Origin of the sequence: Brevibacterium sp. CFH 10365 (genome assembly GCF_009299785.1) — a bacterium.
GTDB lineage: Bacteria > Actinomycetota > Actinomycetes > Actinomycetales > Brevibacteriaceae > Brevibacterium > Brevibacterium limosum.
This window is the reverse complement of record NZ_VIGO01000001.1, coordinates 333,661-354,882: the sequence shown is the minus strand read 5'-3', so window position 1 is coordinate 354,882 and position 21,222 is coordinate 333,661. Positions and strand designations below refer to the sequence as shown.

The window sequence follows — 21,222 nt, the reverse complement described above, 5'->3', positions numbered from 1 at the left end:
CGACGGAAGGGTGTCCATGTCGAACACAGCCGCAGAAACCACCGAGGTCGTCGTCATCGGCGGCGGCCAGGCCGGGATCGCGATGAGCGAGCATCTCAGCGAGCGGGGAGTGGCCCATGTCGTCCTCGAACGCGACCGGGTCGCCGAGGCCTGGCGCTCCCGCCGGTGGGACTCCCTCGTCGCCAACGGACCCGCCTGGCACGATCGCTTCCCCACACAGGAGTTCGCGGACACCGATCCCGACGGTTTCGCCACGAAGGGGCAGGTCGCCGAATACTTCCAGACCCTCGTCGAGGCCAAGGACCTGCCGGTGCGCACCGGGGTCAGCGCCACCTCGGTGACGGAGAACGCGGGATCCCGCGGATTCCGTGTGACCACCGACGCCGGAGTCATCGACGCCGACTACGTCGTCGCCGCCACAGGTCCGTTCCAGACCCCGCGGATCCCTGAGATCATCCCCGCCGAGGCAGGACTGACACAGATCCACTCGAACGACTACAAGAACCCCGAACAGCTCGACGACGGCGGCGTCCTCGTCGTCGGCGCCGGGTCGTCCGGCGTGCAGATCGCCGCCGAGATCCAGCGCTCGGGTCGACCGGTCCACCTCGCCGTCGGCCCCCACGACCGTCCGCCGCGCGCCTACCGCAGCCGCGATTTCTGCTGGTGGCTCGGCGTGCTGGGCAAATGGGACATGGCCACACCGCCGGCCGGAGCCGAGCATGTCACGATCGCCGTCAGCGGAGCCCAGGGCGGGCACACCGTCGACTTCCGCGACCTCGCGGACTCGGGCATCACCCTGCTCGGCCGAGCGAATTCCTATGCCGACGGCGTCCTGCACATCGGTGACGACCTGCAGCGCAACATCGCCCGCGGCGACGAGAACTACCTGTCGCTGCTGCGTGAGGCCGATGAGTACATCGAACGCAACGGCCTCGACCTGCCGCCCGAGCCCGAGGCGCACATCCTCGGCCCCGAACCGGACTGTGTCAGCACCCCGATCCGCGAACTCGACCTCGCCGCCGCGGGCATCCGGACCGTGATCTGGGCGACCGGATTCGGGGTCGACTACTCCTGGCTCGATGTCGCCGGCGTCCTCGACGAACGCGGATACCCGGTTCAGAAGCGCGGCGTCAGCCCTGTGCCCGGGATGTACTTCCTCGGACTGCCCTGGCTGTCCCGACGCGGGTCGAGCTTCATCTGGGGCGTGTGGCACGACGCGAAGTACCTAGCCGACCAGATCGGCATCCAGCGGATGTACCGCGACTACACGCCGAGCCGCAGCGAACTCCTCGCCCGCGCCGTCTCATGACGCCGACGAGCACCGCAGCTGCGCCCAGCCAGACCGCAGCCGCGCCCGCCCGCACTGCGGCTGCGCGCACCCGCGTCGAAACCGACTCCATCGGAAGCATGGACATCCCCGAAACCGCATACTGGGGAGTCCACACCGCACGGGCGAACGAGAACTTCCCCATCGCTCGGCGCCCGATCTCGGTCTATCCGAACTTCGTCCGCGCCTTCGCCTGCGTCAAGCAGGCCGCTGCGCTGGCCAACCTGGAGATCGGGGCACTTGACGGACAGCGAGCCGCACTCATCAGCAGAGCCTGCGAAGAGATCAGGACCGGAGCGCTCGACGATCAATTCAGAGTCGGAGTCGTCCAAGGCGGTGCAGGCACCTCGACGAATATGAACGTCAACGAGGTCGTGACGAATCGGGCGCTCGAACTGGCCGGTCGACCCAAGGGCGACTACGCGTTCATCAACCCCAACGACCACACGAACCACAGCCAGTCGACGAACGACACCTACCCCACGGCGATCAAGATCGCGCTCGCCTTCTCGCTGGACAACCTGCTGGCTGAGCTGCGCCTGCTGGCCGAATCCTTCGCCGCCAAAGGCCGCGAATTCGCCGACATCGTCAAAGTCGGCCGGACCCAGTTGCAGGATGCGGTGCCGATGACATTGGGACAGGAGTTCACAGCCTTCTCCGTGACCCTCCTCGAGGACGTCGATCGTCTCCACGAGACGATCCCCCTCCTCGGCGAGGTGAACATGGGGGCCACGGCCATCGGCACAGGCATCAACGCCCCGGTCGGATACCAGGAGGCGGTCGTCAGGCATCTGCGGGAGATCACCGGGCTCGACCTCGTCAGCGCCGGTGACCTGGTCGAATCGACGAGCGACACAGGCGTGTTCGTGACCTTCTCCGGCGCGCTCAAGCGCAGTGCGCTGAAGCTGTCGAAGATCTCGAACGATCTGCGCCTGCTGTCGTCGGGGCCGCAGGCCGGACTCGGCGAAATCAATCTGCCCGCCCGGCAAGCGGGGTCGTCGATCATGCCGGGCAAGGTCAATCCCGTCATCCCCGAATCGGTCTCCCAGGTCGCGTACTCGATCGCCGGCGCCGACGTCACAGTGTCGATGGCCGTCGAGGCGGGTCAACTCCAACTCAACGCCTTCGAACCGATCATCGCGCACTCACTGTTCCAATCGGTCACATGGCTCGAACGCGCCTGCCGGACCCTGCGGATCAACTGCGTCGAGGGAATCACCGCGAACACCGACACGCTCGACGACACCGTAGCGCGCTCCGTCACCGTGATCACTGCACTTGCCCCGGTCATCGGGTATGCCCCGGCCGCGAAGTTGGCGAAAGAGGCTCTGGCCACCGGTGAGAAGATCGTCGACCTCGTGAGGAAGCAGGGGCTGCTCGACTCCGAGGAGCTCGACGAAGTCCTCAAGCCGTCGCGGCTGACCGGGATACCGGCCGACCCTGAGGTCGGACAGGGGAGAGAGTAGAAGACAGAGCCGTGCGGGGAGCGGAACGAGGGTGCGAGGGCCGTCCGGCAGCGACGGTGATCCGGATGGACTGACGAGCCGCAATGCTCGTAGACTCACACCAACTATCCGGAGGAGGCCGTGTGCAGGTGATCGTTCGCTCTCTGAGCATTCTGCGAACCCTGGCCCACAGCGCCGGCGGCCTGAGCCTCGCCGAACTCTCCGACCGGATCGGCATCCCCGTGTCCTCGGCGCACCGGCTGATGGGAACGCTGGAATCCGAAGGCTTCGTCACGCGCTCGACGACGAACCGGCGCTACTTCATCGGCCCGGCCAGCCGAGAGCTCGCCGAAGCCGGTCGGCAGCACCAATCTCCGCTGGTGACCGCCCACCCGGCCGTGGTCGAGGCCGGACGCGTCAGCGGAGAGACGATCTTCCTCTGCGAGTTCACAGGTGCCGCCGTCGTCTGCATCGCGATGACGGAGTCGACTCGACCGCTGCGACTGTTCGTCCGGGTCGGTCAGACCATGCCGCTGAACGCCGCCGCCTCGGCGCGAGTCCTCCTGGCCTGGCGCGATCCGGAAGAGGTGCGGCAGGTGCTGTCCAGGTCGGCGCTGCTGCGCTACATGCACGGCACACCGGTATCGGTCGCCGAGGTGTTCTCCCACCTCCAGCTCATCCGCTCCCGCGGCTACGACATCTGCGACTCCGAGCTTGACGACAACGTCTGGGCCGTCGCGGCTCCCATCCGCTCTTCGACCGGCGACGTCGTCGCCTCCGTCACCCTGGCCGCTCCCTTCCACCGGATGGGCACCGAGGAAGCGAAATCCTGGGCGATCTCCACGGTCAGAGACACCGCTTCGGAGATGTCCGGTGACCTCGGATACACCCCTTCCGAGACGTAGTCTCCGGTCGGTGCTGACGGACTTCACCGGTAACGCGCGATGACCGCCTGGCGGTGCTGTTCTGAGCATTCGCATTCACGTCGCGGAAATCTGAAAGCGAGTTCCGTGATCTGCTTGACACTCTGAAAAGCGCCCGACTAGAAATGTCGACATACCAAAAGTGGAAATCGCATTTTCAGATTGGACGATGATGTCGGCAACAGCAGTCTCAGCTCCTCCCGCACCGGTCGTCGACCTCGGTGTCGACCTCGGCGGAGTGCACCTTAGGAATCCCGTCATGCCGGCCTCCGGCTGCTTCGGACCCGAACTTGCCGGCGTGATCGACGTCGACGGCCTCGGCGCGATGGTGACGAAGACGGTGTTCGACCAACAGCGGGCAGGCAACCCCGCACACAGGCTGACGGAGACGGCGCACGGCATGCTCAACAGCGTGGGAATCCCTAGTCCGGGCTCTGCCGGGTTCCGCAGCGGGCTGCTGCGTGACTACCAGACCTTTGGAACTCGACTCATCGTCAGCATCGGAGGGCTCTACACCGATGAGTACTACGACATCGCCGGCGCACTCGCCGACGAGACCGTCGACGCGTTCGAACTCAACATCTCCTGCCCCAACCTCGAACACGACGGACTGCCCATCGGCGCCTCACCGGAGCGGGCCCACGAGGTCATCACCGGCGTCAAGGCGATCTTGGACAAGCCCCTCTTCATCAAGCTCACCCCCACCGTCGCCTCGATCGCAGAGATCGCAGCGGCCTGCGAGGATGCCGGAGCCGACGCGGTCGTCGTGTCCAACAGCTACCCGGGACTCGCGATCGACATCGCCTCCCGCACGAGCGTGCTGGGCAACGGCGCAGGCGGCTACACCGGACCCGCCGTCAAACCCTTGGCCCTCAAGCTCGTCCACGATGCCGCCGCAGCCGTGTCCATCCCCGTCATCGGCTGCGGTGGGATCGGCACCGCGGAGGACGTGCTCGAATTCCTCATCGCCGGTGCCGGCGCGGTTCAGGTCGGAACGGCGACCTTCACCCGCCCGACTGCCATGAACAACATCATCAGCAAGCTGCCGACGGTTTGCGAACGATACGGAATCACCGCACTCGACGAGGTCATCGGCAGCCTCGAAATGCCTCACTGAACCATCCACTTCGAAGGAGAAGGACCATGGACACAGACAACGGAACACCCACAGCACGAGCAGCGACCAGCCGCAGCACCGCAGCGGAAGGCGGGCCGGCAACGGAGCCACCGGAAACAGCCGAGGAGCAGAAGTACGGCCGCAAAGCCGTCTTCGCCTCAGCGATCGGCTACGGCCTCGACGGATTCGACCTGCTCATCCTCAGCTTCGCCCTGTCGGGCATCATCGCCACCTTCGGGCTGACGAATGTCCAGGCAGGATCGCTGACCACCCTGACGCTGCTGGGTGCAGTCCTGGGCGGAATCGTCTTCGGCATGCTCAGCGACCGCCTCGGCCGCGTCCGGGTGCTGACCTATTCGGTCATCCTCTTCTCCATATTCACCGGGCTTAGCGCCGTCGCCTTCGGCTATTGGGACCTCGCTGCCTACCGGTTCATCGCCGGCATCGGCATCGGCGGTGAGTTCGGCATCGGCATGACGCTGGCCTCCGAGGCGGTATCGGCCTCCAAGCGCGCCCGGGCGACCTCATGGGTGGCCCTGGGCTTCCAGTTCGGCGTCCTCGCCGCAGCACTGGGCTCTGCCCCGATCATCGCCGCCTTCGGATGGCGCGGGCTCTTCGTCGTCGGAATCCTGCCTGCCGTCATCGCCGTAATCATCCGAAAACGCCTCCACGAACCCCCGAAGTTCGTCGCCCATCAGGAAGCGGCACGCGAACTGGCCGAACCTCAGAAGTCCTCGCTGCGGGCGCTCTTCGACTCGCCCGTCCGACGCCGGACCACGATCGCGATCGCCGTGCTGACGACCGTGCAGAACTTCGGGTACTTCGGAATCATCACCTGGCTGCCGAACTACCTGAGTACGCAGATCGGACTCGATGTCACAGGCTCGTCGCTGTGGACCGCAGTGACGGTGCTGGGAATGATGCTCGGAATCGTGGTCTTCGGCCAGCTCGGCGACCGGATCGGACGCCGCAAGACCTTCTGGATCATCCAGATCGGGGCCGCAGCCTCGGTGCTCGCCTACAGCCTCATCGACAGCCCCGTGCTGCTGCTCGCCGGCGGATTCGTCATGGGCTTCTTCGCCAACGGCATGCTCGGCCTCCTCGGTGCCCTGATCTCCGAGCACTACCCGACGGAGGCGCGTGCAACCGCTCAGAACGTTCTGTTCAACTTCGGCCGCGGCATCGCCGGATTCGCTCCGATCATCATCGCCCTGATCGCAGAGAACCATGGGTTCGCGTTCGCGCTGGGGCTGCTGCCGGTCATCTACCTGCTGGCCTTCGTCGCGATGTTCTTCATCCCGGAACGCACAGGCGCAGAACTCGAATGACCGGCCCGACCGCTGACAGAAAAGGTGACCACCGATGACAACCATGACCGCCGCACACCGGCCCCTCCCAACACCGGCCGAGGCGCAAGAACAGCTGAACGCGGACCTGCGCGCCGTACTGAGCTCGGACCCCACCGCTGACTCGCCGATCCTCGTGGGCCGACCCTCGATCCTGCGCCGCCTGGCCGCCGGCATCGCGACGTCCATCGGACCCGAGACCGATCGGATCATGGCCCGCACCGGTCCAGATGCACAGCTGGCGACCGCAGTGTCTGTGCACACCGGGGTGACACTGGCCGTCATCACCGCCGACGGATCCGTCAGCGGGGAGATCCACCCGGGCGAACGGATCGTCACCGTCTCCCTGTTCGCAGCCGACGCCGAGGCGCAGAGCCTGGCAGCGCAGATCGCCGAACGCGGAGCCGCAGTGCTCGGCCACCTGCACGCGATCGACCTCCCGAGCGACCATGCCACGCCGACCTCGGCGGTGACCGCGCCGGGGCTACCCGACGAGACCGGCGAGGAGGCACGCTGATGACGACGATCACCGAAGCACCGCTGCCGTCGCAGACGCCGACGGAGACCCTCGTCGACGAACTGCTCCACCGGTTCTCGCGCCTGAGCGAGAACGGCCACGGGCCGGGAGTGACACGACTGGCCTATACGCCCCTTGAACGTGAGGCTCATGCGGTCTTCACGGAGTTCATGACCGATCTGGGACTCACCGTCTGGACCGACCAGGCCGGCAACACCATCGCTGAGCTGGCCGGACGTCGGCCCGGACCTGCCATCGGCACCGGCTCCCATCTGGACAGCGTCCCGAACGCAGGCGCCTATGACGGCATCGCCGGAGTCATCGCCGCCATGGTCGCGGCACGACAGCTGGCCGAGCAGGAAGCCTTCGACCATCCTCTGCGATTCGTCGCCTTCGCCGCCGAGGAGGGAGCCCGGTTCGGTCAGGCCTGCACCGGCAGCCGTCTGGCCGCAGGGCTCACCGAATCGGCCGATCTCGACCAGCTCCACGACGCGGCGGGAACGAGCATGGCCGAGGCCTTCCGCGCGGTCGGACTCGACCCCGAACGGGCGGGCGAGGCTCGGTGGAGTCCGGACGATTGGGCCGGCTTCGTCGAACTCCACATCGAACAGGGAAGCGTGCTCACCGACGCGAACACGCAGATCGGCGTGGTCGATACGATCTCCGGCAGCACCCGCCTGCACGTCGAACTCCGAGGACGGGCCTCTCACACGGGAGGCACGCCCATGCACCTGCGCGCAGACGCCCTGGCCGCTGCGGCCGAACTCATCACAGCCGGAGAGACCCTGGCCACGGACCCGCGACACCGCGGGACGCGAATCACGGTGGGCACGATCGACGTCGAACCCGGATCGATGACGACCATCCCCGGCCTGTGCCGACTCGACGTCGACATCCGCGACACCGACGACCGCCGTCAGCGCGAGACCGCGCTCGAACTCATCGGCCGAGCCGAAAGGCTCGCGGCCGAACGCGGCGTCGACATCGATGTGCAGGTCGTGGCCGACGCCTCACCGGCGATTCTGCCGCTGAGCGTCCAGCGGCAGCTGACGTCTGCCGCTCAGGAGGCCGGCTGCTCCTACCGAGTCATGCCGAGCGGGGCGAGCCACGACACACAGATGATCAGCCATGTCTGCCCGGTGGGCATGCTGTTCGTCCCCAGCCAGAACCACGGCATCAGCCATGCTCCGGAAGAACTCACTCACACCACGGATATCGTTCGCGGCATCGATGTGCTCATCGCCGGCCTGCGACGCCTCGACTCGGCAATCTAAGGACATTCCATGACCACCATGACCCCACCAGCGGCTCCGCCCGTCCCGGCGAAGGAGACCGCACCCGTGACAGCGAAGAGCTGGGGCCTCGTCGGCCTGCAGCGCGCCTCACGTCCTCGCATCCGCAGCCTCGACGCCGAGGTCATCGAACACCGACCGCTGACCGAGCACTACCGTGCCATGACCGTCGTGGCACCGGAGATCGCGAGCACGGCGCTGCCCGGACAGTTCGTCATGCTCACCGTGGCGAGGAAGAACCGAACCGTGCCGGCGCTGCCCCGGCCGATGGCGATCTACTCGGTCGACGTCGAAGCCGGCACCGTGGAGATCCTCTACGGAGTCGTCGGCGATGGAACTCGCACCCTCGCGGGCTTCGACGAAGGCGAACAGATCCACCTCATCGGTCCCCTCGGGCAGTCGTTCGACCTCGGGGAGGGGACACGCTCGGCGCTTCTCCTCGGCCGAGGGATCGGCACCTGCTCACTGACCACCGTGGCCCAGCAGTACGCCGGCAGCGTGGACATCACCGCGGTGACCAGCGGACGCCGACCGGAGTCGCTCATCGGAGCCGACTTCTACCGGCGCCACGGCGCCCGGACGGTGTTCGAGGTCACGGACGCCGACGGGACCAGCAGCCCCGAAAGCCTCCACACCGCTCTCACCCTCGAGCTCGATTCCGCACCGCCGGACGTGATCCTCACGTGCGGCTCGAACCGCCTGGTCACACTGTCGGAGACCTTGGCCGCACGCTGGAACTGTGCGATCCAGGTGTCGGTGGAGGCACATATGGCCTGCGGGATCGGCTACTGCCACGGCTGCGCGTCCGGTGCTCGCAGCGAAGGCGCCGAGAGCCCGCTGATCTGCAATGACGGACCCGTTTTCGCATGGGAGCAGCTGCCGGGCGGCAACGCATGAGCGCGGACACCGGTGCGAGACCGGACTTCGGCGACCTGACCGGGGACTGCGTCCTCGCGGGCGTGCGACCCTATGGCGGTCACCGCACAGATGTAACCATCCGGGCCGGGCGGATCGCGGCGATGGAACCGGCGGCAGATCGGGCGGACGGCGACACCGCAGCGCCGACAGAGACAGTCATCGATGCCCGCGACCTCATCCTCCTGCCGGGACTCGTCGACCTGCACACGCATCTGCGCGAACCGGGCGGCGAAGAGTCCGAGACGATCGCGACCGGGGCCCGTGCCGCGGCCGCTGGCGGGTTCACGGATGTGTTCGCCATGGCCAACACCCACCCGGTCACCGACGACCCCGACCGAATCCGGGACGTCGAGAAGCGATCCCGGGAGCAGGCCTTCGCCCGCGTCCACCCCGTGGGAGCGATCACCCGCGGGCTCCAGGGCGCCGAGCTGGCCCCGGTGGAGGACATGGCTGAGGCCGGAGCGCGGGTCTTCTCCGACGACGGCAAATGCGTCAACGACTCGGCGGTGATGCGCCGGGCCTTCCGCGTGGCAGCGGAGCACGACGTGACCATCGCCCAGCACGCTCAGGACGGTCCGATCGCCGGTGACGGTCAGGTCAACGCCGGTGCCGTGGCCGAGTCCACGGGGCTGCCGCCGTGGCCGTCGGTCGCCGAACACATCATCATCGCCCGAGATGCCCTGCTGGCTGCGGAGTTCGGTGCCCACCTGCACATCTGCCATCTGTCGACGCGCGGATCGGTCGACATCGTGCGCTGGGCCAAGAGTCAGGGGTGGCCCGTGACTGCCGAAGTCACCCCGCACCATCTGCTCCTCACCGATGAGATCGCCGCCCTCGCCGATCCGCGGTACAAGGTGAATCCGCCGCTGCGCTCCGATGACGACGTCCTGGCTCTGCGAGAGGCTCTCCTCGACGGAACCATCGACGCAGTGGCCACAGACCATGCCCCGCATACGGCGGCGAGCAAGGACAACCATTGGTGCGATGCGCCGTTCGGAATGATCGGCTTGGAGACCGCGGCGGCCGTGGTCGCTTACGTCCTCGCAGCCTGCGGTGGACTGGACTGGCGGCGCTTCGCCGAGCTGACCTCGACCACTCCCGCTCGCATCGGGCGCATCGCCGATTTCGCCGGTCGGCCGCTGGCTGTCGGCGAACCGGCGAACTTCGCTCTCGTCGACAGCGGTCACAGTTGGTCACCGGAGACGAGCCGAGGGTTCAGCCGTTCCTCGAACACTCCGTTCCCCAGCTTCGAGTTCAGCCACAAAGTCGTCGGGACCGTCTGCGTCGGGGTCTTCACCCATGTCGACGTCGACGGCGGCCTCGGTGTCGGCGACCGGATGGTGTCGTCCTTGCATCGCAGTGAGAACACCCATATGATCACACCCTCGACAGCCGAAGGAGCTCACAGCCGATGAACAGTTCAGCCGCACACAACGCAGAAGAGGTTTCCTCAACACCTGCGACCTCCGGTCGCAGCTCTGCCTCCACTCTGCCCGCCATGTACCGGACACCACATCAGGTCGATGTTCTGGCTGATGCGGTCATTGCAGAGCTGTCGGGGATCCCGACCGACGTGATCGTCAGCTGGTTCAACGCCGAGGACACAGTGGTCGCCCACGTCATCGCCGACAAGCTCGGTGCCTCCCGCGCCGTCGTCGACGAAGACATGGGCATCCTGACGATCGAACCGAACCTGACGCCGAACAGCAGGATCCTCATCGTCGGATCCGTATCCTCGTTCAGCGAGATCCGGACCGAGGAAGCGATGCGCACTGTGCTCGGCAATGAGAACCACAGCGTTGTCGGGATCGCGAAGATCGACAGCGGTGAAGGTCTCCACTTCGAATTCCACCGAGGCTGACCACCTCCACCAGCCACCGGCCACCAGATTCGGCCACCAGCTACGGCCATCGGCCGCCAGATTCAGCCACCGATCGCCAAATTCGGCCACCGACCGCCGGCGGACCCGAGACGGGATCCGTCCGGTCGAGTGCGCCCGAAAACTCCCTGCGCGCAGACCGAATGTCGCCGCAGACCACCTCCATCGACCAGACAATGAGGACTGATGATGTCGATTCCGACCGAAACCTCCCAGACAGAGAACCACACTCCCATCCTCGATGCGGAGATCTTCGCCGCCCACGAAGGCGGCAAACTCTCCGCTGAACTCACCCGCCCGCTCGAGACCCAACGGGATCTCTCGATCGCCTATACCCCGGGCGTGGCCAAGGTGTGCACTGCGATCAGGGACGAGCCGGGACTGGCTCGGACTCATACCTGGACGGGCCGCCTCGTCGCGGTCATCTCCGACGGCTCGGCCGTACTGGGACTCGGCGATATCGGTGCGAAGGCCTCGCTTCCGGTCATGGAGGGCAAGTGTGCGCTGTTCAAATCCTTCTCCGGGCTCAACGCCATTCCGATCGTCCTCGACACCAATGACACCGATGAGATCGTCGAGACCATCGTCCGCATGGCTCCGACGTTCGGTGCGATCAACCTCGAGGACATCTCGGCACCGCGGTGCTTCGAGATCGAGGACCGCGTCAAGGAAGCCCTCGACATTCCTGTCATGCACGATGACCAGCACGGCACCGCCATCGTCGTCCTCGCCGCCCTGACGAACGCACTGCGCGTCGTGGACAAGAGCTTCGAGTCAATCAAGGTCGTCGTCTCCGGGGCCGGAGCCGCCGGTGTGGCCGTGGTGAAGATCCTGCATGATGCCGGAGTCGGCGACGTGGTCGTCCTCGACTCGAAGGGCATCGTGGAAGCCGGCCGAGTCGACCTCACGGAGACCAAGCAGATGCTCGCTGCGGAGACGAACCCGCGCGGCATCGCCGGTGGCATCGACGCGGCACTTGACGGTGCCGATGCGTTCATCGGCGTCTCCGGAGGCACGATCGACGAGGCTCATCTGGAGAACATGGCCGAGGATGCGATCATCTTCGCCCTGTCCAACCCGAACCCGGAGGTGGTGCCCGACGCCGCGGCGAAGTACGCAAGCGTGGTGGCGACCGGGCGCAGCGACTTCCCGAACCAGATCAACAACGTCCTCGCGTTTCCCGGAATATTCCGCGGGGCCCTCGACGCGGGAGCCACGGACATCACGGACGCGATGAAGCTCGCCGCTGCGCAGGCGATCGCCGACCTCGTCGGTGACGATCTGGCACCGGGCTATATCGTGCCGGGTGCCCTCGATGAGAGGGTCGCGCCCGCTGTGGCCGCCGCAGTCGAACGCACGGTGCAGAAGCGATCCTGAGATTTCCTTTCCCACGACAGAGATGAGACTGTGAAACCACTATGACTGAGTCGACTTCATCCTCACCGCAGACCGCTTCGATTCCCCTGACCTCGCAGAACCCGCAGACCGTGCCGACCCGCACCGAGACGGACTCGATCGGCAGCATGGAGATCCCCGACACCGCCTATTGGGGTGTGCACACCGCGCGGGCGAATGAGAACTTCCCGATCACCCGTCGCCCGATCAACGTCTACCCCGATTTCATCCGTGCTTTCGCCTGCGTCAAGCAGGCGGCGGCCAGGGCGAACGCGGAGATCGGGGCCCTCGACGAGCAGCGGGCGAACCTCATCGACTCCGCCTGCGAGGAGATCAAGGCCGGCAAGCTCCACGACCAGTTCACCGTCGGCGTCGTCCAGGGAGGGGCGGGGACGTCGACGAACATGAATGCCAACGAGGTCATCACGAACCGTGCCCTCGAGATCGCCGGTCGGCCCAAAGGCGACTACGCCTTCCTCAACCCGAACGACCACACGAACCACAGCCAGTCGACGAACGACACCTACCCGACGGCGATCAAGATCGCACTGGCGTTCTCGCTGAAGAACATGCTGGGCGAGCTCACCCTGCTCGCCGATGCCTTCGCGGCTAAGGGCCGGGAGTTCTCGCACATCGTCAAGGTCGGACGCACCCAGCTGCAGGACGCGGTGCCGATGACGCTCGGCCAGGAGTTCACCGCCTTCGCGGTGACCCTGCGCGAGGACGTGCAGCGGCTCGAGGAGGCGGTGGCTCTCCTCGGCGAGGTGAACATGGGTGCCACGGCGATCGGCACGTCGATCAACGCCCCGGTCGGGTACAAGGAAGCGGTGATCGAGCATCTGCGCAAGATCACCGGGCTTGACCTGGTCACGGCCGGCGACCTCGTCGAATCGACCTCGGACACGGGGGTCTTCATCACGTTCTCGGGCGCGCTCAAGCGCAGTGCGCTCAAGCTGTCGAAGATCGCCAACGATCTGCGTCTGCTGTCGTCGGGACCGCAGGCCGGCCTCGGCGAGATCAATCTGCCCGCCCGTCAGGCGGGGTCGTCGATCATGCCCGGCAAGGTCAATCCGGTCATCCCCGAGGCGGTCTCCCAGGTCGCGTACTCGGTGGCCGGTGCCGACGTCACGGTGTCGATGGCCGTCGAGGCCGGGCAGCTGCAGCTGAACGCCTTCGAACCGATCGTCGCCCATTCGCTGTTCCAGTCGATCACGTGGCTCGAGCGCGCCTGCCAGACCTTCCGCGTCAACTGCGTCACCGGGATCACGGCCAATGAGGATCGGCTCGAGGACATGGTGGACCGCTCGGTCACCGTCATCACCGCGCTGGCTCCGGTCATCGGCTACGCGGCCGCGGCGAAGCTGGCCAAGGAGGCGCTGGCGAGGAACGAATCGATCTCGGACCTCGTCGTCGAACACGGTCTGCTCGAGCGTGACCAGCTCGGCGAGATCCTCCGGCCCGAGAGGCTGACGGGAATGCCCGCTGATGACAGCGTGACGACGGATCCGGACTCCGCCGAGGCGGTTCCCCGCGACGAGATGACCGGTGAGCTCGACGAAGTGCCCATCCAGGAAGGGTGACACACGCAGAGCGAAGGGCTCTGCGGCGTGGCTTCGTCCAGTGCCTCAGGCCCGGGCAAAGGCACGCCGCCGGGCCGCCTCTGCGATTTTCACTATCCGCCCCAGATCGCCTGCGCACGATCGCCACGAACCATCCGAGCGCGAGTGACGAGCTGCCCCGCCTTGCGAAGAGTGGAACCGGCGTCCGAGCCGGCTGCCCTCTGAGAGGGGGCGCCGTCGCCGGAAGGCAGCTGCGTAGGCGACGAATCAGGCCGACAGACGTCGGCTGACGGTCTGGGCTGCATTGGTGACAAGCGGACCGAACTCCAACTGCTTCTCCGGGGTCAGTCTGCTGGCTGGACCCGAGATCGACAGTGCCCCGACCGGTGTGCGAGCCTGCCCGATCAGTGGCGCCCCCACCGAGGCGATGCCGCTGGCGAACCCGCTGCTGTTCACGGAGAAACCGCGCACCCTGGCATCGTTGACTGCGTCGAGGACTTCGCCGCGATCGGTCATGGTCTCATCGGTCCGGGGCGTGAGCGTCGTCGTGAGCACCTCGGCGATCTCGGTGTCATTCAGTGCGGAGAGGTAGGCGATGCCCGTCGCAGCGGCATGGAAGGGTATGAGACTTCCGAGGGCGAAGAACGCTCGCAGCTCGTGGGAGGAGTCAAGACGTTCGATGAGTACGAGGTGGTCGCGCTCGAGCGCTGCGAGGTGGACGGTCTCCTGCGTTTGGAGCTGCAGCTGGTTCATCGATTCGAGCGCCGTCTCCCTCAATGTCGTGTCCGATGTAGCCGTGCGTCCGATGCGGGACAGGTGAGTGGACAGTGCCCACGCGTACGAAGGAGCCGGCGACTGTGTCACCCAGCCGTGCTCATCGAGGGTTCGCAGCAGACGCAGCGCCGTTGCCTTCGACAGATCGAGACGGCGAGCGAGCTCGGACAGGCCGGTCGGTCCGCTCTCGGCGAGCAGATCCATCAGGGACAACGCGGCGGAGACGCTCCGGGTGGTCATGGGTACGGATTCCTTCTTGCTCTTCGCGAATTGACGGTGACGACGTTGTGACTAAGATTACGCATATCCGAAAATAAACCATCGGTTTGTCTAGTGAACCACAATGAGGAGGTTTCATGGAACTGCAGGTTTTGGCGATAGCCATATTCGTGGGAATCTTCGTGCTCGCGACCTTGCGCAACATCCACCTTGGTGTGATCATGTTCGCTGCCGCCGCAGGTGTCGGACTGTGGCTGGGCGGGATGACGATGGACGACATCATCGCCGGCTTCCCCATCTCGCTGCTCGTGCTGCTGGCGGGCGTCACCTATTTCTTCGCCATCGCCCAAGCCAACGGTACGGTCGATCGGATCATCGATTCCGTGATCAAACGGATCGGCGACCGTGCGGTGGTCCTGCCGTTCGCACTCTTCGCGCTCACCACAGGCATCGCTGCCATGGGCGCGCCGCTGGCAGGCCTGGTGATGATGCCGATCGCCATGCCCCTGGCCAAGAAGTACGACATCGATCGGGTGCTCATGGGCCTGGCCGTGGGCTCGGGCATCAGCGCCGGCGGCTTCGCGCCGACCAGCCTCTTCGGAATCGTCACCTATGGCACCGCGCATTCGGTGGGCATTGCGCTCAACCCGATGGTGCTGTTCGCAATCGCCCTCTGCGTCAATCTCCTTCTCCTGATCGTCGCTTTCTTCCTGTTCGGCGGGCCCCGTCTGCTCAAGAACTCGGCCCGTTTCGATTCGGCATCGGCTCTGCACGTCGATCTCGAATCCGAGCCGCCGCTGCCCGGGCACCCCTTCGAACGTCAGAAGTACTCCGCGTGGTCGCAGTCGGCCGCCCAGGCTCAGCGTGGCGATGTCATGGTCGATGAGCCTGCGACCACCTCGAAGATGTCCGTTGTTCAGGTCGTCACCGTGCTGTGCATGATCGGCCTCGTCGCCAGCGTCATCACTCTCGCCGCGATCGGCATGGATCCGGACATCGGCGTTCTCTGCTTCGTCTTCGCAACCGTCCTCACCCTCGTCGACCCCAAGACCGGACGCAATGCCGTGGCGAAGATCGACTGGTCGACCATCCTCATGGTCGGCGGCATCATCACCTTCGTCGGCGTCCTCCAGCACATGGGAGCCGTCGACATGCTCGGAGTCGCCGCCAGCCAAGTCGGCACTCCGCTCATCGCCGCGTTCGTCATCTGCGTCATCGGAGGTCTGGTCTCAGCGTTTGCGTCGACGACTGGGATGCTTGCGGCGCTGGTGCCCCTGGCCATTCCTCTGGTCAGCGGGGGAGACATCGCCGGGTGGGCTGTGATCGCGGCCCTGGGCGTATGCTCGTCCATCGTCGACGTCTCGCCCTTCTCGACCGTCGGTGCCACCGTGGTGTCCACTGTCGACGAGGCTGAGCGGCCTCGGACTGCGGCCATCCTCACCAAATGGGGGCTGTCGATGGTAGTGATCGGTCCGGCGCTTACTATCGGTGCCCTCGTCGTGCCGAGTCTCTTCTGATCGCCGAAGTGCCTCGGTAGGCGCTCGGCCGCGCACTGAAACCGCCTACTCCCCGGTCCACTCAACGGGGGTCTTCGTGAGGAAGCCCTCGACGGCGGCTGCGAAGTCCCGACTGCCGTAGACAGTGGAGACGACGTCGGAATCGTCGACGGGTTCTCCTGCGCTCAGCCGGCGCAGGTTCTCCTTGATCGCCCACTGCGTCAGCGGTGCCCCGGTCACGACCCTGTCGATGAGGGCCTCCGCCTCGGCGTCGAGATCCTCGGCGACCGAGGTGAGGAACCCGGAGTCCAGTGCCTCCTGAGCATCGACTTTCCGAGCTGTCATAAGCATCGACGCCGTCCGCGGTTCGCCGAAGGCGCGCACCAGCCTCCGCAGAGTATTTGCCGACAGCGTGTTGCCCAAGGTGCGGGCGATGGGGACGGAGAACGACGAGGTGGCCGAGCCGATGCGGACATCGGCGCAGCAGGCGATGCCGAGTCCGCCTCCCACGCAGTGCCCGTCGATGACGGCGATGACCGGTTTGTGCACCGCTGCCAGCGCTCCGAGCACCTCGTCGATGCGCTGCTCGTACGCGACTCCGTCCTCACCGGTGAAGCCGCGGAACTGCGCGATGTCGGTGCCGGCGACGAAGGCCCGACCTCCGGCTCCGCGCAGCACTAAGGCGCGCAACTCGTCATCGGCATCGACCTGGGCAGCCGCCTCGGCGAGTTTCCTGTACATCTCGAACGTCATCGCGTTCCGCGCCTCCGGGCGGTTGAAGGTCACCCGGAGACTGCGTCCGATCACCTCGGTGAGCACCTCATCGCTCATGCCTGTCCCTCCTTTGCGGTGGCGTCGGTCTCGGGACCGGCCTCGGCGTCTGCGGAGTCAGCGAACTCGGCGAGCACCCGTTCCGTGTCCGCACCCAATGATGGTCCGGCCGGTCCTTCTGTCATTCGCGAGCGCGAGAACCGCATCGGATTGCCCAGTTGCGTGACCTCGCCGAGGCGGGGGTGGCGCGAAGTCCAGAAGAAGTTTCGCTGCTGCAGATGATCGTCGGTGAAGACCTGTTCGTAGTCGTTGATCGGAGCGGCGGGGACGCCCACTCGATTCATCTCCTCGACCACCTCGGCGATGGTGCGGTGGCGCAGCCGATCCTCGATGACGGCGATGAGCGCCTCGCGGTTGGCGAACCGGAGCGCGGGTTCGGCATACTTCGGATGGTTCTCGAGATCGGCGAGGTCGAAAGCCGAACAGAACCTGGTCCACGTGGCCGGGGTGTTCGCACCGATGGTGACGAAGCCGTCCCCGACCTCGATCGCCTGATAGGGGGCCTGCGCCTGATGCGCCGAACCGTTGGGACCGCTCACGGCCCCGGCCCCGAAGTAGCCGCCGGCCTCCCACACCGCCAACGACACCGCGGACTCGAACAGGGAGACGTCGAGGTATTGACCCATCCCTGACTCCCTGCGCTCATAAAGCGCCGAGACGATGCCGAGAGCCACATAGAGGGCGGTCGACAGATCAGAGATCGGGACCCCGACCTTCGCCGGCGGCTGATCCGGAAACCCGGTGATGCTCATCAGTCCCGACCTGGCCTGGGCCATGATGTCGAGTCCTGCCAAGGGCGACAGGGGCCCGTCCTGACCCCACCCGGAGGCAGACGCGTAGACGAGCCCGGGATGCTCGCTGCGCAGGTCCTCGTAACCGAACCCCATCTTCTTCAGCGCTCCGGGCCGCATGTTCTCCACGAGAACGTCGGCCTCTTTCAGCAGAGTGTGCAGTCCTGTCCTGCCGACCTCGGACTTGAGATCGAGGACGATCGACTCCTTGTTCCGGTTGAGCCGAATGAACGGGCTCGACTCGCCGTCGACGAACGGCCCCGAGGCGCGCATCGGGTCGCCGCCCGGCGGTTCGATCTTGATGACGCGGGCACCCATGTCGGCCAGCTGCATCGTCGCATAGGGGCCGGCGATGAATACGCCGAGCTCGAGCACTGTGACGCCCGACAGCGGCCCTGCGGTTCTGTCCTCGGTCATCGTTTCCTCACTGCTGTCGTGGTTCGCCTATCTGTGCTCACAGATCGGACCGGTTCACGCATCGACGGCCTCAGGCAGTCGATGCGCGCGGGCCGAGTGGCCGGATGTCGATGCCGTCCCCGTGAGCAGCTGGGGCAGAGTCATGCCGTGCACCTCGGCGAGGTCTGCGGCCTGGGTCCGGCACGAGAAGCCGTCGGCCAGATAGATCGAATCCGCTGGGGCGTCGCGCAGGGCCGGCAGCAGCGCGTTCTCGGCCACCGCCACCGAAGTCTCAAAGTGGCCGGCCTCCATGCCGAAGTTGCCGGCCAGGCCGCAGCAGCCGGCGAGCTCGCGCACCGTGGCTCCGGTGCGTTCGATGAGCTTCCGGTCCGCGGCGAATCCCATCACCGAATGCTGGTGGCAGTGCGGTTGGACGACGATGGTGCGGCCGGTGAGGTCGGGGACGTCGAACTCGGCGTCGACGAGGACCTCGGCCAGCGTCGAGGTCGCGGCCGCGATGAGCCGGGCGCGTTCGTCGTCGGGGAAGAGATCGCCGAGGTCGCTGCGCAGAACGGCGGTGCAGCTGGGTTCGATGCCGACGATCGGGATGCCCTTGCGGGCATAGGGCTCGAGGATCTCCATCGTCGACTCGAGCTTCTTCCGAGCCGCATCGAGCTGACCGGTCGAGATGAGTGTGAGCCCGCAGCAGGCCTGCCGGTCCGGCAGCACGATTTCGAACCCGGCCTTCTCCAGCAGGTCGACGGCCGTCCTGGCTCCGGCATCGGAGAGGTATTCGGTGAAGGAGTCCGCCCACAGCAGCACCTGCTTCCTGCCTTCCCGCGAACAGCTGAGGTACTCGTCGGCGACGAGAGCATCACGATCTGCGGCCGAGGCATCACGTGCCTCGGCGGGGGAGACGCGGGATTTCGCCCATCGGGAGAACCGCTGCTCGTTGAAGCGGACCATCTTCCGTCGGGCGTCCATCCCACCGCCGGCGAGCACCAGTTTGGCCAGGGGACGGAATTCCAGTGCCGCGTTCGCCAGGGTGCTGACGCCGGGGATCGCGGTGAGGAGACGGCCCCAAGTCGGCAGCCAGCCGAGCGAATAGTGAGAGACCGGACGCAGCCGTCCGCGGTAGGTGCGGTGGAGGACCTCGGACTTGTACTGGGCCATGTCGACCCCGGCCGGACAATCGGACGAACAGGCCTTGCAGCTCAGGCAGAGGTCGAGGGATTCGGCCACCTCGGCGCTGTCCCAGGTGTTGAAGAGTCCCCCGTTGGTCACCTCCTGGAGCACCCGGGCGCGACCACGAGTGGAATCCTTCTCGTCCTTCGTCGCCAGGTACGACGGGCACATGAACCCGCCGGACCCGGAGGTGTCGGCCCGGCACTTGCCGACGCCCACACAGCGATGGACAGCATCGGTGAAGCTGCCCTTGTCGTGAGCGAAGGAGAAGCCTCCGGCGGTTCCGATCGAGATCGCCTGCGGGCGACGCAGATCGGAGGTGATCGGCAGCGGATCGACGATGATGCCGGGATTGAGGAGATTCTGCGGATCGAAGAGCCGTTTGACCTCACCGAGGGCAGCGATCGCCTCCTCCGAGTGCTGGATGCCGAGCAGCTCGGAGCGGGCGCGCCCGTCGCCGTGCTCACCGGAGGCCGAACCGCCGTACTTCGTGACGAGGCGACCGGCCTCCATGACGAAGTCGTGGAAGACCTGGGTGCCGTCGGGCCGGTCGAACGGGAAATCCGTGCGCATATGCACGCAGCCGTCGCCGAAGTGACCGTAGGGCAGACCGCGCACTCCGTAGGAGCTCATGAGTTCCTCTTGGTCGCGCAGGTAATCTCCGAGCACTTCGGGAGGGACGGCGGCGTCCTCCCACCCCGTCCAGGCCGGTTCACCGTCCTCGGTGCGTCCGGCCAGCCCGCCGGCATCAGCGCGGATGCCCCACAGCGTGCTCGCCTCCTTGCCCGCGGGGATGATGCGGTAGTGGTCGGTGCCGGAATCGTCGGCGATGATCTGGGCATTGGCGACCGCCTCGGCGGGAGTGTCACCGGCGACCTCGATGAGCAGCCAGCCTCTCCCCTCCGGCAGTTCGGGGACCGCGTTCTTGCCTTTGTTCGCCCGGACCATGTCCATGAGCCGCGAATCGATGCCCTCGACGGCGAGGGGACCGTGCGGCAGGACCCGGGGGACGGCATCGGCGGCATCGAACATGTCCGGATAGCCCAGAGCCAGCACCGTCGGTGAATTCGGAAGATCGCCGAGGCTGACGACCGCCTCCGTGATCGTCGTCAGAGTGCCTTCGCTGCCGACGAGGAACTTCGCGAGATTCGGACCGTTCTCCGGCAGCAGGTGTTCGAGGGCGTATGCCGAGGCCTGACGGCTGAACCGGCCGAATTCGGTGCGGATGACTCCGAGATGACGGCCGGCCACCTCGGCGAGTCCGGGCACGGGACCGAGTCCGGCTCCGGCGAGAAAGGACCGCCCGGTTCCGTCGATGGCCGTCATCTCGACGATGTTGTCGACCGTGCGGCCGGCCGAGATCGCGTGTGGGCCGCAGGAGTTGTTGCCGATCATGCCCGCGAGCGTGGCCCGGTTCTTCGTCGAAGGGTCGGGTCCGAAGGTCAGCCCGAGCGGTTTCCCGGCTTTCTGCAGCTCGCTCATGAGCACCCCGGGCTCAACGCGAGCGGTCTTCTCCATCGGATCGATGTCGAGGATCCTGTTCAGGTGGCGGGAGAAGTCGATGACGATTCCGGGCCCGATCGAGTTCCCCGCCTGCGAGGTGCCGCCTCCGCGGGAGGTGATCGGAACGCGGTGGGACCTGGCCACGTCGAGGATCGTGTCGACATCGGCCGTGGTCTTCGGGAAGGCCACGACCTGCGGCACCACTCGGTAGTTCGAGGCATCGACGGCGTATTCCGCCAGACGCCTCGCCGAGGCGTCGACGGTTCCTTCGATGCTGCGGGTGAGGTCGGCGATGACGTCGCTCATGAT

At 66.3% G+C, this 21,222-nt stretch carries 17 protein-coding genes; 13 read left to right on the top strand and 4 right to left on the bottom strand.

Annotated elements, in window-relative coordinates; all coding sequences use genetic code 11:
• Nucleotides 1–16 precede the first annotated feature (16 nt).
• The 12 genes from FHG09_RS01460 to FHG09_RS01405 all read left to right on the top strand — a co-directional run bounded on the left by FHG09_RS01460 (nt 17) and on the right by FHG09_RS01405 (nt 13,739).
• Nucleotides 17–1,309 carry a flavin-containing monooxygenase gene (locus tag FHG09_RS01460; protein WP_152345915.1) on the top strand — a complete coding sequence of 431 codons (1,293 nt, stop codon included), beginning with the start codon at nt 17–19 and terminating at the stop codon, nt 1,307–1,309.
• On the top strand, nt 1,306–2,793 hold the full coding sequence (locus tag FHG09_RS01455; RefSeq protein WP_152345914.1) for an aspartate ammonia-lyase: 1,488 nt from the start codon (nt 1,306–1,308) through the stop codon (nt 2,791–2,793). The genes FHG09_RS01460 and FHG09_RS01455 overlap by 4 nt, the downstream gene beginning before the upstream one ends.
• Before the next feature lie 122 nt (nt 2,794–2,915).
• Nucleotides 2,916–3,677 (top strand): IclR family transcriptional regulator, encoded by a 762-nt coding sequence (locus FHG09_RS01450; protein WP_152345913.1) that lies wholly within the window; start codon nt 2,916–2,918, stop codon nt 3,675–3,677.
• 187 nt (nt 3,678–3,864) lie between these two features.
• Complete coding sequence (locus FHG09_RS01445) at nt 3,865–4,812, top strand: dihydroorotate dehydrogenase (RefSeq protein ID WP_152345912.1); 948 nt, start codon at nt 3,865–3,867, stop codon at nt 4,810–4,812.
• Between the two features lie 26 nt (nt 4,813–4,838).
• Nucleotides 4,839–6,140: an MFS transporter gene (locus FHG09_RS01440; protein ID WP_152345911.1), complete on the top strand. Its 1,302-nt coding sequence runs from the start codon at nt 4,839–4,841 to the stop codon at nt 6,138–6,140.
• Between the two features lie 34 nt (nt 6,141–6,174).
• The gene (locus tag FHG09_RS01435) at nt 6,175–6,675 is read left to right on the top strand and encodes a hypothetical protein (protein WP_152345910.1); all 501 of its coding nucleotides are present in this window, start codon (nt 6,175–6,177) and stop codon (nt 6,673–6,675) included.
• Entirely contained in the window at nt 6,675–7,949 is a 1,275-nt protein-coding gene (locus FHG09_RS01430; protein ID WP_152345909.1) for a Zn-dependent hydrolase, read from the top strand. The genes FHG09_RS01435 and FHG09_RS01430 overlap by 1 nt, the downstream gene beginning before the upstream one ends.
• Before the next feature lie 9 nt (nt 7,950–7,958).
• Nucleotides 7,959–8,864, top strand: a complete 906-nt coding sequence (locus tag FHG09_RS01425) for a dihydroorotate oxidase electron transfer subunit (protein WP_227492486.1) — start codon at nt 7,959–7,961, stop codon at nt 8,862–8,864.
• On the top strand, nt 8,861–10,300 hold the full coding sequence (locus FHG09_RS01420) for a dihydroorotase (protein WP_152345908.1): 1,440 nt from the start codon (nt 8,861–8,863) through the stop codon (nt 10,298–10,300). The genes FHG09_RS01425 and FHG09_RS01420 overlap by 4 nt, the downstream gene beginning before the upstream one ends.
• Nucleotides 10,297–10,746: a hypothetical protein gene (locus FHG09_RS01415; RefSeq protein WP_152345907.1), complete on the top strand. Its 450-nt coding sequence runs from the start codon at nt 10,297–10,299 to the stop codon at nt 10,744–10,746. The genes FHG09_RS01420 and FHG09_RS01415 overlap by 4 nt, the downstream gene beginning before the upstream one ends.
• 207 nt (nt 10,747–10,953) lie before the next feature.
• On the top strand, nt 10,954–12,141 hold the full coding sequence (locus FHG09_RS01410) for an NADP-dependent malic enzyme (protein ID WP_152346254.1): 1,188 nt from the start codon (nt 10,954–10,956) through the stop codon (nt 12,139–12,141).
• Between the two features lie 146 nt (nt 12,142–12,287).
• Nucleotides 12,288–13,739, top strand: a complete 1,452-nt coding sequence (locus tag FHG09_RS01405; RefSeq protein ID WP_413773138.1) for an aspartate ammonia-lyase — start codon at nt 12,288–12,290, stop codon at nt 13,737–13,739.
• Nucleotides 13,740–13,985: 246 nt separating this feature from the next.
• On the opposite strand, the gene FHG09_RS01400 is transcribed toward FHG09_RS01405, so the two are convergent.
• A complete protein-coding gene (locus FHG09_RS01400) occupies nt 13,986–14,732 on the bottom strand; it encodes an IclR family transcriptional regulator (RefSeq protein ID WP_152345905.1) in 747 nt (248 codons plus the stop codon).
• Nucleotides 14,733–14,848: 116 nt separating this feature from the next.
• Here FHG09_RS01400 and FHG09_RS01395 point away from each other — a divergent pair, with 116 nt between their 5' ends.
• The gene (locus FHG09_RS01395; RefSeq protein WP_152345904.1) at nt 14,849–16,228 is read left to right on the top strand and encodes an SLC13 family permease; all 1,380 of its coding nucleotides are present in this window, start codon (nt 14,849–14,851) and stop codon (nt 16,226–16,228) included.
• Between the two features lie 45 nt (nt 16,229–16,273).
• On the opposite strand, the gene FHG09_RS01390 is transcribed toward FHG09_RS01395, so the two are convergent.
• The 3 genes from FHG09_RS01390 to FHG09_RS01380 are packed head-to-tail and all read right to left on the bottom strand — an operon-like array spanning nt 16,274 to nt 21,219.
• Nucleotides 16,274–17,038, bottom strand: a complete 765-nt coding sequence (locus FHG09_RS01390) for an enoyl-CoA hydratase (RefSeq protein ID WP_152345903.1) — start codon at nt 17,036–17,038, stop codon at nt 16,274–16,276.
• Nucleotides 17,035–18,246: a CaiB/BaiF CoA transferase family protein gene (locus FHG09_RS01385; RefSeq protein ID WP_152345902.1), complete on the bottom strand. Its 1,212-nt coding sequence runs from the start codon at nt 18,244–18,246 to the stop codon at nt 17,035–17,037. The genes FHG09_RS01390 and FHG09_RS01385 overlap by 4 nt, the downstream gene beginning before the upstream one ends.
• 54 nt (nt 18,247–18,300) lie before the next feature.
• Nucleotides 18,301–21,219, bottom strand: coding sequence for an FAD-binding and (Fe-S)-binding domain-containing protein (locus FHG09_RS01380; RefSeq protein WP_152345901.1), 2,919 nt, complete (start codon nt 21,217–21,219; stop codon nt 18,301–18,303).
• Nucleotides 21,220–21,222: the final 3 nt, after the last annotated feature.

Coding starts and splice junctions, on each gene's coding strand:
- FHG09_RS01440 (WP_152345911.1), top strand. CDS start 4,839: ATGGACACAGACAACGGAACACCCACAGCACGAGCAGCGACCAGCCGC.
- FHG09_RS01405 (WP_413773138.1), top strand. CDS start 12,288: ATGGAGATCCCCGACACCGCCTATTGGGGTGTGCACACCGCGCGGGCG.
- FHG09_RS01420 (WP_152345908.1), top strand. CDS start 8,861: ATGAGCGCGGACACCGGTGCGAGACCGGACTTCGGCGACCTGACCGGG.
- FHG09_RS01430 (WP_152345909.1), top strand. CDS start 6,675: ATGACGACGATCACCGAAGCACCGCTGCCGTCGCAGACGCCGACGGAG.
- FHG09_RS01400 (WP_152345905.1), bottom strand. CDS start 14,732: ATGACCACCCGGAGCGTCTCCGCCGCGTTGTCCCTGATGGATCTGCTC.
- FHG09_RS01385 (WP_152345902.1), bottom strand. CDS start 18,246: ATGACCGAGGACAGAACCGCAGGGCCGCTGTCGGGCGTCACAGTGCTC.
- FHG09_RS01410 (WP_152346254.1), top strand. CDS start 10,954: ATGTCGATTCCGACCGAAACCTCCCAGACAGAGAACCACACTCCCATC.
- FHG09_RS01435 (WP_152345910.1), top strand. CDS start 6,175: ATGACAACCATGACCGCCGCACACCGGCCCCTCCCAACACCGGCCGAG.
- FHG09_RS01455 (WP_152345914.1), top strand. CDS start 1,306: ATGACGCCGACGAGCACCGCAGCTGCGCCCAGCCAGACCGCAGCCGCG.
- FHG09_RS01415 (WP_152345907.1), top strand. CDS start 10,297: ATGAACAGTTCAGCCGCACACAACGCAGAAGAGGTTTCCTCAACACCT.
- FHG09_RS01380 (WP_152345901.1), bottom strand. CDS start 21,219: ATGAGCGACGTCATCGCCGACCTCACCCGCAGCATCGAAGGAACCGTC.
- FHG09_RS01425 (WP_227492486.1), top strand. CDS start 7,959: ATGACCACCATGACCCCACCAGCGGCTCCGCCCGTCCCGGCGAAGGAG.
- FHG09_RS01395 (WP_152345904.1), top strand. CDS start 14,849: ATGGAACTGCAGGTTTTGGCGATAGCCATATTCGTGGGAATCTTCGTG.
- FHG09_RS01445 (WP_152345912.1), top strand. CDS start 3,865: ATGATGTCGGCAACAGCAGTCTCAGCTCCTCCCGCACCGGTCGTCGAC.
- FHG09_RS01390 (WP_152345903.1), bottom strand. CDS start 17,038: ATGAGCGATGAGGTGCTCACCGAGGTGATCGGACGCAGTCTCCGGGTG.
- FHG09_RS01460 (WP_152345915.1), top strand. CDS start 17: ATGTCGAACACAGCCGCAGAAACCACCGAGGTCGTCGTCATCGGCGGC.